This is a genomic window from Streptomyces africanus, assembly GCF_030816955.1.
Taxonomy (GTDB): domain Bacteria; phylum Actinomycetota; class Actinomycetes; order Streptomycetales; family Streptomycetaceae; genus Streptomyces; species Streptomyces africanus.
Window position 1 is genome coordinate 6,446,637 of the sequence record NZ_JAUSYP010000001.1, and the last position, 16,394, is coordinate 6,463,030.

Consider the following 16,394-nt stretch of genomic DNA (forward strand, 5'->3'; position numbering starts at 1 on the left):
CTACAGTCGGTCCCATGAGCTCCTCGCCCGCCGACCTGGTCCGTGAATTCCACCTCGCCTTCGGCCTGGACGCCCGCAGTACCCCGACGGAGGTGTCCCCGGAACTCGCCGCCCACCGCGGTGAACTCCTCGCGGAGGAGGCCGCGGAGGTCGCCGAGGTGTCGGTGACGGGCCCGCTCGACCGGCTCGCCCACGAACTCGCCGACGTCGTCTACGTGGCGTACGGCACCGCCCTCGTCCACGGCATCGACCTCGACGCGGTACTGGCCGAGATCCACCGTTCCAACATGACCAAGATCGGCCCCGACGGCTCCGTCTCCCGCCGCGAGGACGGCAAGGTGCTCAAGGGGGAGCACTACGAGGCACCGGATGTGCCGGGGGTGCTGCGGAGGCAGGGGTGGGAACCGGCCGCGGGGGCCTGAGCCGCCGCCCGGGCCTGCGGCGGCTCCACTGCCCCCTTCGGCGCCGCCCCTCAGTCGGCCACCTGCGCGTCCGCCTCCTTGGTCCGGTGCGTCGTCTGCGCCGCGTCCCGGCGGGGCTCGCGGCGTCGGGTCCACCAGGTCGCCAGGGGCTCCGTGTAGCGCGCGGTGAGCGGGCCCAGGACGACCAGGATGAGCACGTAGGCCGTGGCCAGGGGACCGAGGGACGGTTCGATGCCCGCAGAGACGGCCAGACCGGCGATGACGATGGAGAACTCGCCACGGGCCACCAGCGCACCGCCCGCCCGCCAGCGGCCCTTGACGGAGATCCCGGCCCGCCGCGCCGCCCAGTAGCCGGTGGTGATCTTCGTCAGGGCGGTGACGACGGCCAGGCCCAGGGCGGGCAGCAGAACGGGCGGGATGCTGGACGGGTCGGTGTGCAGGCCGAAGAAGACGAAGAACACCGCCGCGAACAGGTCACGCAGGGGGCTGAGGAGCGTGTGCGCACCCTCCGCCACCTCTCCCGACAGCGCGATGCCCACCAGGAAGGCCCCCACCGCGGCCGACACCTGCAGCTGCTGTGCCACACCCGCGACCAGGATCGTCAGACCCAGCACGACGAGCAGCAGCTTCTCCGGGTCGTCGCTGGAGACGAAGCGGGAGATCACCCTGCCGTAGCGCAGGGCCAGGAACAGGACGAGGCCCGCCGCGCCCAGCGCGATCGCCAGGGTCAGGCTGCCGGCCAGCAGCCCGGCTCCCGCCACCAGCGCCGTGACGATGGGCAGATACACCGCCATCGCGAGATCCTCCAGCACGAGCACGCTGAGGATCACGGGCGTCTCCCGGTTGCCGACCCGCCCCAGATCGCCGAGCACCTTCGCGATCACGCCGGACGACGAGATCCAGGTGACACCGGCCAGGACGACGGCGGCCACCGGCCCCCAGCCGAGCAGCAGCGCCACCGCCGCCCCCGGCAGCGCGTTGAACGCGCAGTCGACCAGACCGGACGGGTAGTGGGTCTTGAGGTTGGAGACCAGATCGCTCGCCGTGTACTCCAGGCCCAGCATCAGCAGCAGCAGGATGACGCCGATCTCGGCGCCGGTGGCGATGAACTCCTCGCTCGCGCCCAGCGGCAGCAGACCGCCCTCGCCGAAGGCCAGGCCGGCCAGCAGGTACAGCGGTATCGGCGAGAGCCGGAAACGGGCGGCGAACCGGCCGAGCAGGCCGAGGCCGAGGATGATGGAACCGAACTCGATCAGCAGAACCGCGGAGTGCACCGGCTCACTCCCGACCGAGTATCGTCGCGGCGGCGTCGACGCCCTCGCGGGTGCCGACGACGATCAGCGTGTCACCGCCCGCCAGCCGGAAGTCCGGCGCGGGCGAAGGGATGGCCTCGGCTCGCCGCAGCACCGCCACGACCGACGCGCCCGTCTCCGTACGCATCCGCGTGTCGCCCAGAACACGCCCGTTCCAGCGCGAGGTCGCGGCCACCTCGATGCGCTCGGCGACCAGCCCCAGGTCCGTGGTGTACAGCAGACTCGGGCTGTGGTGGGACGGCTTCAGCGCGTCGATCAGCGACCCCGCCTCAGAACCCGTCAGCCGCAGCGACTGCGCGCAGGAGTCCGGATCGTCGGTCCGGTACACGTTCACCGTGCGCGTGCCGTCGCGGTGCGCCACCACCGACAGATGGCGGTGTTCCCGGGTCTCCAGGTCGTACTGGACCCCGATGCCCGGCAGCGGCGTCGCCCTCAGGCGCGGAGCTGACACGTTTCTTCCCCTTGTTCGTCTGGCTCTTGTCGGTCTGTGCACGGTGTCGATCAACGGACGGGTCAACTCCGCATGCTGTCATCCAGCCGTACGGTGACGACATGGGTGTCGTGACGGATATACGCAGCGGCCGGTCGCCGGAGAGGGTGGAGGGGGCGGTGCCGAAGTCGAAGGCCAGGGCATATGCGGAAGCCGGGTCGGACGCGAAAGCCGGGCCATGTGCGAGAGCCGGAGGGAGCGGATCCAGGAACGTGTCGTTGTTCTGGCGGATCTTCTCGCTCAACGCGGCGGGCCTGGTCGTGGCCACCGGGTTGCTGCTCGGCCCGGTCACCGTGTCGACCCCTGTCCTGGCGGGCGAGGCGCTCGTCCTGCTCGGCGGCCTGGCGCTGCTGCTCGCCGGCAACGCGCTCGTGCTGCGCTTCGGTCTCGGGCCCCTGCAACGGCTGGACCGGGCCATGGCCACCGTGGACCTGCTGCGTCCGGGCTCCCGCCCGGTGGTCGCCGGCCCCGCGGAGACGGCCGGGCTGATCACGACGTACAACGCGATGCTCGACCGGCTGGAGGCCGAGCGGGCCGCGGGCGCCGCCCGGGCGCTGTCCGCGCAGGAAAGCGAACGGCACCGGATCGCCCGGGAGCTCCACGACGAGGTCGGGCAGACCCTGACCGCCGTCCTTCTCCAGCTCAAGCGCGTCGCGGACCGGGCACCCGAGGACCTGCGCGAAGAGGTCGGCCAGGCACAGGAGGCGACCCGGGCCGGCCTGGACGAGATCCGGCGTATCGCCCGTCGGCTGCGCCCCGGTGTCCTGGAGGAACTCGGCCTGGCCAGCGCCCTGCGTTCGCTCGCCGCCGAGTTCACGACCCATGGGCTGACCGTGCGCCACCACGTCACCGGCGACCTCCCCGCTCTGACCCCGGAATCGGAACTGGTCGTCTACCGAGTGGCCCAGGAAGGCCTGACCAACACCGCCCGGCACGCCGACGCCGACCGTGCCGAACTCCGCCTCCGGCCGGTCCCCGGCGGTGTCGAACTCCTCGTACGCGACAACGGCACCGGCCTCGGCGACGCCCCCGAGGGCGCCGGGATCACCGGCATGCGCGAACGCGCCCTCCTGATCGGCGCCGCCCTCACCCTCGAACCGGCCCCGGGCGGGGGCACCGACGTGCGGCTGCTCCTGCCGGTGGCGGAAGGAGCGCGCTGATGCCCACCCCGATCCGTGTCCTGCTCGCCGACGACCACACCCTCGTGCGCCGGGGCGTGCGCCTCATCCTGGACGGCGAGCCCGACCTGACGGTCGTCGCCGAGGCCGGGGACGGGGCCGAGGCCGTCGCCAAAGCCCGGGAAACCGCCGTCGACCTGGCCGTCCTGGACGTCGCCATGCCCCGCATGACCGGCCTCCAGGCGGCCCGCGAACTCTCCCGCCGGCTGCCCGGCCTGCACATCCTGATCCTGACGATGTACGACAACGAGGAGTACTTCTTCGAGGCGCTCAGGGCCGGAGCCAGCGGCTACGTCCTGAAGTCCGTCGCCGACCGCGACCTGGTCGAGGCCTGCCGGGCGGCCGTGCGCGACGAGCCGTTCATCTACCCGGGCGCCGAGCGGGCCCTCGTCCGCTCCTACCTGGAGCGGCTGCACCGGGGCGACGGTCTGCCGGAACGGGCCATCACCGAACGCGAGGAGGAGATCCTCAAGCTGGTCGCCGAGGGCCACACCTCGAAAGAGATCGGCGAACTCCTCTTCATCAGCGCCAAGACGGTCGAACGCCACCGCGCCAACCTCCTCCAGAAGCTCGGCATGCGCGATCGTCTGGAACTGACCAGGTACGCGATCCGCGCGGGTCTCATAGAGGCGTGAGCCCGGGCCCCGGGGTTGTCCACAGGCGACCGAGCCACTTCTGCCGACCGCCTACCCTTGTCCCATGAGCAGCATCGACCGGAGCCAGTCAGTGGGCGGCACGCGCACATATGAGGTACGCACCTACGGGTGCCAGATGAACGTCCACGACTCCGAGCGATTGGCCGGTCTGCTGGAGGACGCGGGCTACGTCCGCGCCCCCGAGGGCGCCGACGCTGCCGACGTCGTCGTCTTCAACACCTGCGCCGTGCGGGAGAACGCCGACAACAAGCTGTACGGCAACCTCGGCCACCTCGCGCCGAAGAAGGCCGCCCGCCCGGGCATGCAGATCGCGGTCGGCGGCTGCCTCGCGCAGAAGGACCGCGACACCATCGTGAAGAAGGCGCCCTGGGTGGACGTCGTCTTCGGCACGCACAACATCGGCAAGCTGCCGGTCCTGCTGGAACGCGCGCGCGTGCAGGAGGAGGCGCAGGTGGAGATCGCCGAGTCGCTGGAGGCGTTCCCGTCCACACTGCCGACGCGCCGCGAGAGCGCGTACGCGGCCTGGGTCTCCATCTCCGTCGGCTGCAACAACACCTGCACCTTCTGCATCGTCCCGGCCCTGCGCGGCAAGGAGAAGGACCGCCGCCCCGGCGACATCCTCGCCGAGATCGAGGCCCTGGTCGCCGAGGGCGTCTCCGAGATCACACTGCTCGGGCAGAACGTGAACGCGTACGGCTCCGACATCGGCGACCGCGAGGCCTTCAGCAAGTTGCTGCGCGCCTGCGGGAAGATCGAGGGCCTGGAGCGCGTCCGCTTCACCTCCCCGCACCCGCGCGACTTCACCGACGACGTCATCGCCGCCATGGCCGAGACGCCGAACGTGATGCCCCAGCTGCACATGCCGCTCCAGTCCGGTTCGGACACGGTCCTGAAGGCCATGCGCCGCTCCTACCGCCAGGAGCGCTACCTGGGGATCATCGAGAAGGTCCGCGCCGCCATCCCGCACGCGGCGATCAGCACCGACATCATCGTGGGCTTCCCCGGCGAGACCGACGAGGACTTCGAGCAGACGCTGCACGTGGTGCGCGAGGCCCGTTTCGCCCAGGCCTTCACCTTCCAGTACTCCAAGCGCCCGGGCACCCCGGCCGCCGAGATGGACGGCCAGATCCCCAAGAAGGTCGTCCAGGAGCGCTACGAGCGTCTGGTCGCCCTCCAGGAGGAGATCTCCTGGGAGGAGAACAAGAAGCAGGTCGGCCGCACGCTGGAGCTGATGGTCGCCGAGGGCGAGGGCCGCAAGGACGACAGCACCCACCGCCTGTCCGGCCGGGCCCCCGACAACCGGCTCGTCCACTTCACCAAGCCGGACCAGGAGGTCCGCCCCGGCGACGTGGTCACGGTCGAGATCACCTACGCCGCCCCGCACCACCTCCTCGCCGAGGGCGCCGTGCTGGACGTGCGCCGCACGCGCGCGGGCGACGCCTGGGAGAAGCGCAACGCCGAGAAGGCGGGCAAGCCGGCCCAGCCGGCCGGCGTGCTCCTGGGCCTGCCGAAGATCGGCGTACCCGAGCCGCTCCCGGCGGCGACGAGCGGCTGCGGCTGCGACTGAGCCGGGCCGGGCCCACTGGGGCTGGACCTGGTTGGGGCTGGGCTCGGCTGCGGCTGGACCTGGCTGGAGCTGGGCCCGCAGCGGCCGGACCCGACTGAGAGTGAGCCTGGCTCCGGCCGGGCCTGGCTGGGTGCTGGACCCGACTGTGGCTGGACCCGACTGTGGCCGGACCCGGTTGTGGCCGGACCCGACGGCGACTGGGCGCTACTGCGTCCGGACCCGACTGCGACCGGCCCCGCTGCGGCCGGGGCACGCTCGGGTGGGGTCCGGCCGAGGCCGGCTCAAGCTGGGTTGGGGCTCCGGCCGGGGCCGGGCAGGGCATGTGTTCTGCTGGGTTACGCTGCCGATCATGCTTGTCGCCGCCGCTGTCTGCCCCTGCCCGCCCCTACTGGTGCCCGACGTCGCAGCGGGCGCCGCTCCGGAGTTGGACGCCGCACGGGCCGCCTGTACGGACGCGTTGGGCGTGCTCGCCGCCGCCCGGCCCGGCCGGCTCGTGGTCGTCGGGCCGGTGGAGAGTGCCGGGCCCGAGAGCTACCCGGAGGGCACGCGCGGCTCGTTCCGGGGCTTCGGCGTCGATCTCGACGTACGGCTGGGACGGGACGACGGCGCGCCCGCGGACCAACGGCTGCCGTACTCGCTGGCGGTGGCCGCATGGCTGCTGGGGCGGACCGGGTGGTCCGACGCCCCGGTCGAGGGACTCGGCGTGGGGGACCGGCTCGAGCCCGAGCGGTGCGGCCGGATCGGACGGGACCTCGCCTCACGGGCCGAGCGGGTCGCGCTGTTGGTGATGGGTGACGCCAGCGCGTGCCGGACGCTCAAGGCCCCGGGGTACCTGGACGAACGGGCGGCGCCCTTCGACGCGGAGGCCGCGCGCGCACTCGGCACGGCGGACGTGGCCGCGCTCACGGCCCTGGACACAGGGCTGGCGCGCGAACTGAAGGTCTCCGGCCGGGCCACCTGGCAGGTCCTGGCGGGCGCGGCCGAGGGCGCGGACCTCGGCGGATCACTGCTGTACGAGGACGCGCCGTACGGGGTGGGATACCTCGTGGCCACCTGGTCCTAGCCCGGCGGCCGGGCGGCCACCGCAGCGGAACACAGAACACGGGAAACGGCGGACGGCCGGGAGCCCTCGTGCTCCGCGGCCGTCCGCCGATGTGTCCTTCGGTGTGCCGATTGTGATCAGAACCTGGTGCGTCGATGTGCGCTCAGGAGGTGGGCGGTGGTGCGTCCGGCGGCGGGGTGCCTCCGGCGTCCCGCGGCGGTGCCGTACGGCCCGTGTCCGACGGCATGGTGCCGGCCGGGCCCGGTGGCGGCGTCGTGCCGCCCCCGTCCGGCCCGCTGTCGCCCTTGTGCGCGAGTCGGTCCATGGCGCCCTTGGCCTTGCCCGTGCCCGACTGGATCCTGTCGCTGTACTTGCCCTTGGTCCTCTTGTCGACGACCTGGGCGGCCTTGTCGAGGCCGTGCTGGATCTTGTCCTCGTGCCGCTGTGCGAGGTCCGAGACCTTGCCCTTGGCCGGGCCCAGTTTGGCCTTCACGTTGTGCAGGAGACCCATGGTTCACCTTCCCTCGCGCGGGGCGGTCACGTGCGGGCGCCCTCGCCGGCCTCGTTGTCGGCCGCCTTGTCGGTGGACTGCTGCTTGGGGATGTCGACGCCTTCGTTCTCGTTGACCTCGGCCGCCTCAGCCACCGGCTCGGCCGCTTCCGCTGCCCCGTCAGCCCCCTTCGCCGCCGCCTCTGCTCCTGCGGTTTCCTCTGCGTCGGTCCCGGCCGTCGCCTGGTCGGCCTGAGCCCCGGCGGCAGGCGCCGCCTCCTCCGTGGTCTTGGACCGCCGGAGAAGTCGTGCAAAAACGCCCATATCCACTCCATACGTTACTCGTGCGGGCGAAATCCCGCGTCGCCCGGTGCGTCCGTTTGCGCGACCCGGGCCACCGCCTCTGCGATCCGGCGGCAGGAACCTCGCAACGGGCAACGAACCTGAGGCCGTCGCGTCACGTAACTCGTTCGAGAGCAGGGTTCGAGGTTTGCGAGACTGGGTCGGTGAGCAGTGCACCCCCCACCCCCCGCGTCATCGCCGTCGTCGGACCAACTGCGGCCGGAAAGTCCGATCTGGGCGTTTTCCTGGCCCAGCGTCTCGGTGGTGAGGTCGTCAACGCCGACTCCATGCAGCTCTACCGAGGGATGGACATCGGCACCGCCAAGCTGACGCCCGAAGAGCGCGGTGGCGTACCCCACCACCTGCTGGACATCTGGGACGTGACGGTCACGGCGTCCGTCGCCGAGTACCAGCGACTGGCCCGCGAGCGGATCGAGGCCCTGCTCGCCGGGGGCCGCTGGCCGATCCTGGTGGGCGGCTCCGGGCTGTATGTGCGCGGGGCCGTCGACAACCTGGAGTTCCCCGGGACCGACCCCGAGGTCCGCGCCCGCCTGGAGGAGGAACTCACGCTGCGCGGCTCGGGCGCGCTGCACGCCCGGCTGGCCGCCGCCGACCCCCAGGCCGCGCGGGCGATCCTGCCGAGCAACGGCCGCCGGGTCGTCCGGGCCCTGGAGGTGATCGAGATCACCGGCAGGCCCTTCACCGCCAACCTCCCCGGCCACGACTCCGTGTACGACACGATCCAGATCGGCGTCGACGTGGCCCGGCCCGAGCTGGACGAGCGCATCGCGCGCCGGGTCGACCGGATGTGGGAGGCCGGCCTCGTGGACGAGGTGCGCGCACTGGAGGCGCAAGGGTTGCGCGAGGGGCGTACCGCCTCGCGCGCGCTCGGCTACCAGCAGGTGCTCGCGGCGCTCGCCGGGGAGTGCACCCTGGAGGACGCGCGGGCCGAGACCGTGCGTGCCACCAAGCGCTTCGCGCGCCGTCAGGATTCATGGTTCAGGCGCGATCCCCGGGTGCACTGGTTGAGTGGGGCTGCGGCCGATCTCACGGAACTTCCGCAGCTCGCGCTGTCTTTGGTCGAACGACCGGTTACAGCCTGATCACGTCATGGCATCGGGACGCCCAGGCCGTCATCCGGACCTGCGGCGGCGTGCCATCATCGAGCTTCGATCGACCGAGTTGAGTCCTAGTTGGGAGGGCGCGTGGCGATGGAGGCCGGCCCTCGCGACACCGCACAAGGCACCGATCACATCACCGCCGACCGGGATGAACCCGAGCGCCGGGACGAGACGGAGCACGGGGACGGACCGGAGCAGGAGGCGGACCGTCTCAGCTCCGACGGGCCCGACGAGACGCAGGGTGTGACGGACGACGGCCCCGAGCCCGAGGAGATGTTCGCGGGCGAGGTCGAGGTCGAGCTGCGCCCGCAGCGCAGGCTGCGCATCTGGCAGCTCGCGCCCATCGTGAGCCTGGCCACGCTCGGCTCCCTGATGTTCGCGTTCCCGCTCGCCTTCGACTTCGGCGACAGCGGGGCCGTGATCGCCATGCTCGGGCTGCTGATCTGCTCCTGCGCGGCCGGCTGGGGCATGATGGCCGCCCGCCGCGTGGGCTACACCTTGCCGGGCCTGCCGGCCAAGGGTTCGGGCCGCAGACCGGACTGGCGGGTCGTCCTCGCGTACGCCGTGATGGTGGCCGCGGTGGTCGTGCTGGCGGTCTGGCGCGTAGCACGACTCCGCTGAAGCGCGCCCCATAAGGGGCGCGGGGATCTGCGCGAGAAGCCACGACCTACCCGCACACCGCGACGCACGCGCATACCCACGGCGAATCCGCACGGCCCTCCCCGCGGAGCGCCCCGTACGATCGAGGAATGAGCACGCGGATCGCCTTCCTCAAGGGTCACGGCACCGAGAACGACTTCGTGATCGTCCCGGACCCCGAGAACGTCATCGACCTGCCCCCGGCCGCCGTCGCCGTCCTCTGCGACCGCCGCGCGGGCATCGGCGGTGACGGACTGCTGCACGTGGTGCGATCCGCGGCGCATCCCGAGGCGAAGACCATGGCGCCCGAGGCGGAGTGGTTCATGGACTACCGCAACGGCGACGGCTCGATCGCGGAGATGTGCGGCAACGGCGTGCGGGTCTTCGCGCGCTACCTCCAGCGCGCCGGACACGCCGCCGAAGGGGACCTCGCCATCGCCACGCGCGGGGGCGTGAAGACCGTGCACATCGCCAAGGACGGTGACGTCACCGTGGGCATGGGCAAGGCGCTGCTCCCCGAGGGCGACGTCACGGTGAGCGTCGGCGAGCGCAGCTGGCCCGCGCGGAACGTGAACATGGGTAACCCGCACGCGGTCGCCTTCGTGGACGACCTGTCCCACGCCGGTGACCTGCTCTCGCCGCCCCCCTTCAGTCCGGCCGCCGCGTATCCGGACGGGGTGAACGTCGAGTTCGTGATCGACCGCGGCCCCGGGCACGTCGCGCTGCGCGTGCACGAGCGCGGTGCCGGCGAGACCCGCTCGTGCGGCACGGGCGCGTGCGCTGTCGTCGTGGCCGCCGCCCGCCGCGACGGCGCCGACCCGACGGCCACCGGCACCCCGGCGACCTACACCGTGGACGTGCCCGGCGGAACCCTGGTGATCACCGAGCGGCCCGACGGCGAGATCGAGATGACGGGGCCTGCGGTGATCGTGGCCGAAGGCGAGATCGACGCGGAGTGGCTGGCGACCGCCACGCGCGCGTGAGCGGGCGCGGCCGACCGTCCGGAAAATACTGCGCGATGTCGGCCGCACGACCCGAAACAGTCGTAAAGAACCGGCCATTTGGCGGGAACGAAACCGTCATGGCCACGACCTACCGGGGTGCAAACTTCACATTCATCCCTCGAATGGGTGATCAGTTTCACGCTCGGCGAGAGGCGGTCAGCCACGCGTGGTGCGCTCGGTAGCATCAAGCACCGGCCCGGACGGGGGACCGAAGCCACCCCCTGAGCCGTGTCCGCCCTGGGGCACCCCGTCCGCCGGTCCACGCAGCCGGAGGTGCCCATGAGTGCGGAGGCCACGAATTCCGTGACCCCAGGCCAGATGCCGGGCGGGGTGTCAGGACCGGTGACGCCGACAGCCCCGCGCAGAAAATCCCGCCCCCGGATCGACCTGCGCCGCCTCGGCCGTGCCGCGCTGCTCGGCCCCGCCGCCCGCGACCGGCTGCCCGACGCCATCAGCCACGTCGTCGACGCGCACCGCGCCCACCACCCCGACGCGGACCTCGAACCCCTGCGCCGCGCCTACGTCCTGGCCGAGTCCTCGCACCGCGGCCAGATGCGCAAGAGCGGCGAGCCGTACATCACGCACCCGCTCGCCGTGACCCTGATCCTCGCCGAACTCGGCGCCGAGACCACGACGTTGACCGCGTCCCTGCTCCACGACACCGTCGAGGACACGGACGTGACGCTCGACCAGGTCGGCGAGCAGTTCGGCGAGGAGGTCCGCTACCTCGTCGACGGCGTCACCAAACTGGAGAAGGTCGACTACGGCGCCGCCGCCGAGCCCGAGACCTTCCGCAAGATGCTCGTCGCCACCGGCAACGACGTCCGGGTCATGTCGATCAAACTCGCCGACCGGCTGCACAACATGCGCACCCTCGGCGTCATGCGCCCCGAGAAGCAGGAGCGCATCGCGAAGGTGACACGTGACGTGCTCATCCCGCTCGCAGAGCGGCTCGGCGTCCAGGCGCTCAAGACCGAACTGGAAGACCTCGTCTTCGCCATCCTGCGCCCCGAGGAGTACGCGCACACCAGGGAGTTGATCGTCCGCAACGCCGCCCGTGCGGACGACCCGCTCGCCGAGGTCGCCGACGAGGTGCGCACGGTGCTGCGCGAGGCGGACATCCCGGCCGAAGTCCTCATCCGGCCCCGCCACTTCGTCTCCGTGCACCGGGTCTCCCGCAAACGCGGACGGCTCCGCGGCTCCGACTTCGGCCGCCTGCTGGTGCTGGTCAACGAGGACGCCGACTGCTACGGCGTCCTCGGCGAACTCCACACCTGCCTGACGCCGGTCGTCTCGGAGTTCAAGGACTTCATCGCCGTACCGAAGTTCAACCTGTACCAGTCGCTGCACACGGCCGTCGCCCGCGAGGACGGCCAGGTCGTCGAAGTCCTCATCCGCACGCACCAGATGCACAAGGTCGCCGAGGCCGGAGTCGTCGCGCTCGGCAACCCGTACGCGCCGGCCCCCGACGACCCGGCCGACGGCGAGCGCGCCGACCCCACCCGCCCCGGCTGGCTCTCCCGGCTCCTCGACTGGCAGGAGGCGGCACCCGACCCGGACCACTTCTGGTCGACCCTGCGCGAGGACCTCGCCCAGGACCGCGAGATCACGGTCTTCCGGCCCGACGGCGGCACGATCGGCCTGCCCGAGGGGGCGACCTGTGTGGACGCGGCGTACGCGCAGTACGGCGAGGACGCGCACGCGTGCATCGGCGCCCGCGTCAACGGCCGTCTGGCGACGCTGAGCACCGTGCTGAAGGACGGCGACACCGTCCAGCTGCTGATGGGCCAGGACCCGGCGTCCGAGCCCTCCCGGGAGTGGCTGGAGCACGCGCACACGCCCGCGGCCCGGATCGCCATCCAGCGGTGGCTGGCCGCCCACCCGGCGCAGGCCGAGGCCCAGCAGAACGAGGCCCGTGAGCACCGGCAGGCCGAGGAGCGGGCAGCGGCTGTCCGGCCCGCGACCGCCGACGCGTCCGACCCGGCCGGGCCGGCCCCCGAGCAGGTGGCCCTGCGCCCTGCCACCGGCAACGTCCTGACCGACCGGCCCGGCGCGAGCGTCCGGCTCGCCGGCTGCTGTACGCCCGTACGGCCCGATGAGATCACCGGCTTCGCCGTACGCGGGGGAGCGGTCACCGTGCACCGTGTCGAGTGCGCCGCGGTGGAGCGTATGAAGGACGCGGGGCGCGCGGAGGTCGGCGTGCGCTGGGGTGAGGCCGCCGAGTGCCGGGTCACGCTGGTCGCCGAATCGTTCGTCCGTCCCCATCTGCTCGCGGACCTCACGGAGGCCATGGCCCTCGAAGGCGCCGAGATCGTCTCCGCGACGGTCGAACCCCCGACCCAGCAGCAGGTCCGTCACACGTACACCGTGCAGCTCCCGGACGCGGCCCACCTGCCCGCCCTCATGCGCGCGATGCGCAACGTGGCCGGTGTCTACGACGTCACCAGGGCCCAACCACAGCCGCAGGGCGGCTGAGCCGGCCTGGGCCCCGGCCACCGGGTCCGGGGCGGCGGCCACACCTGGGCGTGGGTCACCGGGTACGGGTCGGCAGCCGGCTTTGGCGTCGGCCCCCGAAAACGGGGCGGCCGAGCCAGCAAGGGCGCCGGCCGCTGGGTACGTTCGGCAGCCCGCCCAGGCGTGGGTCACCGGGTCCGGGTCGGCAGCCCGTCTGGGCGTCGACCGCGCATACGGGGCGCCTGAGCCCGCCATGGCGCCGGCCACCCGACGCGGGGCGGCACCCGGTGCAGGTCCCGGTTCCCGCCCGACGCGGGGCGGCTGAGCCCGCCACGGCGCCGGCCACCCGGGGCAGGTCCCCGTCCCCACCCGACGCGGGGCGGCACCCGGCGCAGGCCGCGGTCCCCGGTTCGGGTGGGGCGGACGCGCGTCGTCCGCGTCGCGCACGCGCGCGCTGATAGCCGTGAGGCATGCGCCTCACCCCCCACCGCACCCGCCCCCGTACCCGTTCCTCTCGTCGGCGGACGTCCGCGGCGCTGCTCGCCTCCGCCGTCTCCGTCTGCCTCGTCGCCGCGAGCGCCCCCGCCGTCCCCCTCGGCGTCGGCGACCGCCTCTTCCCGTACCTGGGCAACCCGGGCTACGACGTCGCGTCGTACGACCTCTCCTTCACCTATCCCGGCAGCAACAGCGAACCGCTTCGGGCCGTGACCACCATCGACGCCTGGACCACCGCCGACCTGGACCGCGTCAACCTGGACTTCGCCCACGGCACCGTCCACTCGGTCGAGGTCGACGGCGAGCCCGCCACCTTCACCACCGCCGGCGAGGACCTGGTGATCACGCCCGAGGACTCCGTGCCGGACGACAGCTGGATGCGGATCACCGTGCGGCACACCAGTGACCCCGAGCCCGCCGAGGGCCGCGAGGGCGGCTGGGTGCGCACCGCGGACGGCCTGGCCATGGCCAACCAGGCCGACGCCGCGCACCTGGTGTTCCCGTGCAACGACCACCCCTCCGACAAGGCGATGTTCACCATCCGGGTCACCGCACCCGACGGTCACACGGCCGTCGCCAACGGGCTGCCGGCCGGGGTGGACAGGTCCGGCGGATCGACCACCTGGACGTACCGCACCCACCACCCCATGGCCACCGAGCTCGCCCAGGTCTCCATCGGCCGCTCCACCGTGCTGCACCGCACCGGCCCCCACGGGCTGCCCGTACGGGACGTCGTCCCGGCCAAGCGCCGCAAGGCCCTCGAACCCTGGCTGAAGAAGACCCCGGGGCAGATCGCCTGGATGGAGAGCAAGGTCGGCCGCTACCCCTTCGAGACGTACGGCCTGCTCATGGCCGACGTCTCCACCGGCTTCGAACTGGAGACCCAGACGCTCTCCCTCTTCGAGCGGGAGCTGTTCACCGAGTCCGTCTACCCCGCCTGGTACGTCGAGTCGGTCATGGTCCACGAGCTCGCCCACCAGTGGTTCGGCAACAGCGTCGGCCCCCGCACCTGGTCCGACCTGTGGCTGAACGAAGGGCACGCCAGCTGGTACGAGGCGCTGTACGCCGAGGAGCAGGCCGGCAAGCCGATGCGGGACCGTATGAAGGCCTCGTACGGAGCCTCCGACCGCTGGCGCGCGGCCGGCGGACCACCCGCCGCCCCGAAGGCCCCCGAGCCGGGCAGCAAGACCAGCATCTTCCGGCCCAACGTCTACGACGGCGCCGCGCTCGTGCTGTACGCCCTGCGCGAGGAGATCGGCCGCCCGGCCTTCGAACGCCTGGAACGCGCCTGGGCCGGCCGGTACCGGGACGACACCGTCACGACGGAGGACTTCGTCCGGCTCGCCGCCGAGATCTCCGGGCGCGACCTGGACGGCTTCTTCCAGGGCTGGCTGTACGGGGAGAAAACCCCGCCGATGCCGGGGCACCCGGACTGGAAGCCGGCCGCGCCCGCGAAGGCGGCCGCTCGATAACACGGTGACGCGACGCCCGTGCCGTGGGACTATCTTCAGGTCGGCGCGGCACGGAGCGCCGGGAATCTCCCGGCATGCTCGCGCGTTATGCCTGGTGACGGAAAGCTCGCAGCGCTCCGTCGCCGTAAACGGTTTCCCAGCTACGTAAGGATCCAATGACCTCCTCTTCTTCCCCTTCCCAGGACACCCAGCGCTTCGCGCACAGCCACCCCGAGGGTCTTCGGGCCGATGCCCTGATGGAAGAGGACGTCGCCTGGAGCCACGAGATCGACGGAGAGCGGGACGGCGACCAGTTCGACCGCTCCGACCGCGCGGCCCTGCGCCGTGTGGTGGGCCTCTCCACCGAGCTCGAGGACGTCACCGAGGTCGAGTACCGCCAGCTCCGTCTGGAGCGGGTCGTGCTCGTCGGCGTCTGGACCACGGGAACCGCCCAGGACGCGGAGAACTCCCTCGCGGAGCTCGCCGCCCTCGCGGAAACGGCCGGTGCGCTGGTGCTCGACGGTGTGATCCAGCGCCGCGACAAGCCCGACGCGGCCACCTACATCGGCTCCGGCAAGGCCGAGGAGCTGCGCGACATCGTCCTCGAATCGGGCGCGGACACCGTCATCTGCGACGGTGAGCTCAGCCCGGGCCAGCTGATCCACCTCGAGGACGTCGTCAAGGTCAAGGTCATCGACCGGACCGCCCTGATCCTGGACATCTTCGCCCAGCACGCCAAGTCCCGAGAGGGCAAGGCGCAGGTCGCGCTCGCGCAGATGCAGTACATGCTGCCGAGGCTGCGCGGCTGGGGCCAGTCGCTGTCCCGGCAGATGGGCGGCGGCAAGGGCGGCGGCCTCGCCACCCGTGGTCCCGGCGAGACCAAGATCGAGACGGACCGGCGGCGGATCCGCGAGAAGATGGCGAAGATGCGCCGGGAGATCGCGGACATGAAGACCGGCCGCGAGATCAAGCGCCAGGAGCGCAAGCGCCACAAGGTGCCCTCGGTCGCCATCGCGGGCTACACCAACGCCGGCAAGTCCTCGCTGCTCAACCGCCTCACGGGCGCGGGCGTGCTGGTCGAGAACGCCCTGTTCGCGACCCTCGACCCGACCGTGCGCCGGGCCGAGACCCCGAGCGGCCGGCTGTACACGCTGGCCGACACGGTCGGGTTTGTCCGCCATCTGCCCCACCACCTGGTCGAGGCGTTCCGCTCCACGATGGAGGAGGTCGGCGAGTCCGACCTGATCCTGCACGTGGTGGACGGTTCGCACCCGAACCCGGAGGAGCAGCTGGCCGCCGTGCGCGAGGTGATCAGGGACGTCGGTGCCACGGACGTGCCCGAGATCGTCGTGATCAACAAGGCCGACGCGGCCGACCCGCTGACGCTGCAGCGGCTGCTGCGTGTCGAGAAGCGGTCCCTGGCCGTCTCGGCCCGCACCGGCCAGGGCATCGACCAGCTGCTCGCGCTCATCGACAACGAGCTGCCGCGCCCGTCGGTCGAGATCGAGGCGCTCGTGCCGTACACGCACGGCAAGCTGGTCGCCCGTGCCTACGACGAGGGCGAGATCCTCTCCAAGGAGCACACACCGGAGGGCACCCTGCTCAAGGTGCGGGTGCACGAGGAACTGGCGGCGGAGCTCGCGCCGTACGTCCCGGCGCCGGCGCTCTGACGGTTCGAGGCCCTGATGTGAGAAGGCCCGCTCCCTGTCCTCAGGGAGCGGGCCTTCAGCA

At 72.1% G+C, this 16,394-nt stretch carries 15 protein-coding genes; 11 read left to right on the forward strand and 4 right to left on the reverse strand.

The genetic code is table 11. The features are described 5' to 3' along the window. The first annotated feature begins 14 nt into the window (after positions 1–14). Positions 15–422, forward strand: coding sequence for a pyrophosphohydrolase domain-containing protein (locus tag QF034_RS29945; RefSeq protein WP_307177817.1), 408 nt, complete (start codon positions 15–17; stop codon positions 420–422). A gap of 50 nt (positions 423–472) precedes the next feature. Here the strand turns inward: QF034_RS29945 and QF034_RS29950 are convergent, their stop codons facing one another. Next, positions 473–1,696, reverse strand: coding sequence for a cation:proton antiporter (locus tag QF034_RS29950; RefSeq protein ID WP_307177818.1), 1,224 nt, complete (start codon positions 1,694–1,696; stop codon positions 473–475). Positions 1,697–1,700: 4 nt separating this feature from the next. Then, positions 1,701–2,186 carry a cation:proton antiporter regulatory subunit gene (locus tag QF034_RS29955; protein WP_086563361.1) on the reverse strand — a complete coding sequence of 162 codons (486 nt, stop codon included), beginning with the start codon at positions 2,184–2,186 and terminating at the stop codon, positions 1,701–1,703. A gap of 251 nt (positions 2,187–2,437) precedes the next feature. Here QF034_RS29955 and QF034_RS29960 point away from each other — a divergent pair, with 251 nt between their 5' ends. The 4 genes from QF034_RS29960 to QF034_RS29975 all read left to right on the forward strand — a co-directional run bounded on the left by QF034_RS29960 (position 2,438) and on the right by QF034_RS29975 (position 6,689). Continuing rightward, entirely contained in the window at positions 2,438–3,385 is a 948-nt protein-coding gene (locus tag QF034_RS29960) for a sensor histidine kinase (protein WP_307177819.1), read from the forward strand. Next, the gene (locus QF034_RS29965; protein ID WP_086563357.1) at positions 3,385–4,038 is read left to right on the forward strand and encodes a response regulator; all 654 of its coding nucleotides are present in this window, start codon (positions 3,385–3,387) and stop codon (positions 4,036–4,038) included. Before QF034_RS29960 ends, QF034_RS29965 begins: the two co-directional genes overlap by 1 nt. A gap of 64 nt (positions 4,039–4,102) precedes the next feature. Then, a complete protein-coding gene (gene miaB, locus QF034_RS29970; RefSeq protein WP_307177820.1) occupies positions 4,103–5,626 on the forward strand; it encodes a tRNA (N6-isopentenyl adenosine(37)-C2)-methylthiotransferase MiaB in 1,524 nt (507 codons plus the stop codon). A 349-nt stretch (positions 5,627–5,975) separates the two neighbouring features. Continuing rightward, the gene (locus QF034_RS29975; RefSeq protein WP_307177821.1) at positions 5,976–6,689 is read left to right on the forward strand and encodes a class III extradiol dioxygenase subunit B-like domain-containing protein; all 714 of its coding nucleotides are present in this window, start codon (positions 5,976–5,978) and stop codon (positions 6,687–6,689) included. Positions 6,690–6,831: 142 nt separating this feature from the next. Here the strand turns inward: QF034_RS29975 and QF034_RS29980 are convergent, their stop codons facing one another. Together QF034_RS29980 and QF034_RS29985 are read right to left on the reverse strand one after the other, a co-directional pair. Next, a complete protein-coding gene (locus QF034_RS29980) occupies positions 6,832–7,179 on the reverse strand; it encodes an antitoxin (protein ID WP_307177822.1) in 348 nt (115 codons plus the stop codon). Positions 7,180–7,205: 26 nt separating this feature from the next. Then, positions 7,206–7,481 carry a hypothetical protein gene (locus QF034_RS29985; RefSeq protein WP_307177823.1) on the reverse strand — a complete coding sequence of 92 codons (276 nt, stop codon included), beginning with the start codon at positions 7,479–7,481 and terminating at the stop codon, positions 7,206–7,208. A 182-nt stretch (positions 7,482–7,663) separates the two neighbouring features. On the opposite strand from QF034_RS29985, the gene miaA reads away from it, so the two are divergent. From miaA to hflX, 6 genes are all read left to right on the forward strand, one after another. After that, positions 7,664–8,602 (forward strand): tRNA (adenosine(37)-N6)-dimethylallyltransferase MiaA, encoded by a 939-nt coding sequence (miaA, locus tag QF034_RS29990; protein WP_307177824.1) that lies wholly within the window; start codon positions 7,664–7,666, stop codon positions 8,600–8,602. Between the two features lie 108 nt (positions 8,603–8,710). Then, entirely contained in the window at positions 8,711–9,241 is a 531-nt protein-coding gene (locus QF034_RS29995; RefSeq protein ID WP_307180007.1) for a hypothetical protein, read from the forward strand. A gap of 128 nt (positions 9,242–9,369) precedes the next feature. Continuing rightward, the gene (gene dapF, locus QF034_RS30000; RefSeq protein WP_307177825.1) at positions 9,370–10,242 is read left to right on the forward strand and encodes a diaminopimelate epimerase; all 873 of its coding nucleotides are present in this window, start codon (positions 9,370–9,372) and stop codon (positions 10,240–10,242) included. 300 nt (positions 10,243–10,542) lie between these two features. Further along, positions 10,543–12,738, forward strand: a complete 2,196-nt coding sequence (locus tag QF034_RS30005) for a RelA/SpoT family protein (RefSeq protein WP_307177826.1) — start codon at positions 10,543–10,545, stop codon at positions 12,736–12,738. A gap of 449 nt (positions 12,739–13,187) precedes the next feature. Further along, on the forward strand, positions 13,188–14,684 hold the full coding sequence (locus QF034_RS30010; protein WP_307177827.1) for a M1 family metallopeptidase: 1,497 nt from the start codon (positions 13,188–13,190) through the stop codon (positions 14,682–14,684). 155 nt (positions 14,685–14,839) lie between these two features. Then, positions 14,840–16,333, forward strand: coding sequence for a GTPase HflX (gene hflX / locus QF034_RS30015; RefSeq protein WP_307177828.1), 1,494 nt, complete (start codon positions 14,840–14,842; stop codon positions 16,331–16,333). Positions 16,334–16,394 lie beyond the last annotated feature (61 nt).

Excerpts from the sequence above, each read along its gene's own strand:
- QF034_RS29945 (WP_307177817.1), top strand. The coding sequence starts at position 15 with ATGAGCTCCTCGCCCGCCGACCTGGTCCGTGAATTCCACCTCGCCTTC.
- QF034_RS29965 (WP_086563357.1), top strand. The coding sequence starts at position 3,385 with ATGCCCACCCCGATCCGTGTCCTGCTCGCCGACGACCACACCCTCGTG.
- miaB (WP_307177820.1), top strand. The coding sequence starts at position 4,103 with ATGAGCAGCATCGACCGGAGCCAGTCAGTGGGCGGCACGCGCACATAT.
- QF034_RS29975 (WP_307177821.1), top strand. The coding sequence starts at position 5,976 with ATGCTTGTCGCCGCCGCTGTCTGCCCCTGCCCGCCCCTACTGGTGCCC.
- QF034_RS29980 (WP_307177822.1), bottom strand. The coding sequence starts at position 7,179 with ATGGGTCTCCTGCACAACGTGAAGGCCAAACTGGGCCCGGCCAAGGGC.
- QF034_RS29985 (WP_307177823.1), bottom strand. The coding sequence starts at position 7,481 with ATGGGCGTTTTTGCACGACTTCTCCGGCGGTCCAAGACCACGGAGGAG.
- QF034_RS29995 (WP_307180007.1), top strand. The coding sequence starts at position 8,711 with ATGGAGGCCGGCCCTCGCGACACCGCACAAGGCACCGATCACATCACC.
- dapF (WP_307177825.1), top strand. The coding sequence starts at position 9,370 with ATGAGCACGCGGATCGCCTTCCTCAAGGGTCACGGCACCGAGAACGAC.
- QF034_RS30005 (WP_307177826.1), top strand. The coding sequence starts at position 10,543 with ATGAGTGCGGAGGCCACGAATTCCGTGACCCCAGGCCAGATGCCGGGC.
- QF034_RS30010 (WP_307177827.1), top strand. The coding sequence starts at position 13,188 with ATGCGCCTCACCCCCCACCGCACCCGCCCCCGTACCCGTTCCTCTCGT.
- hflX (WP_307177828.1), top strand. The coding sequence starts at position 14,840 with ATGACCTCCTCTTCTTCCCCTTCCCAGGACACCCAGCGCTTCGCGCAC.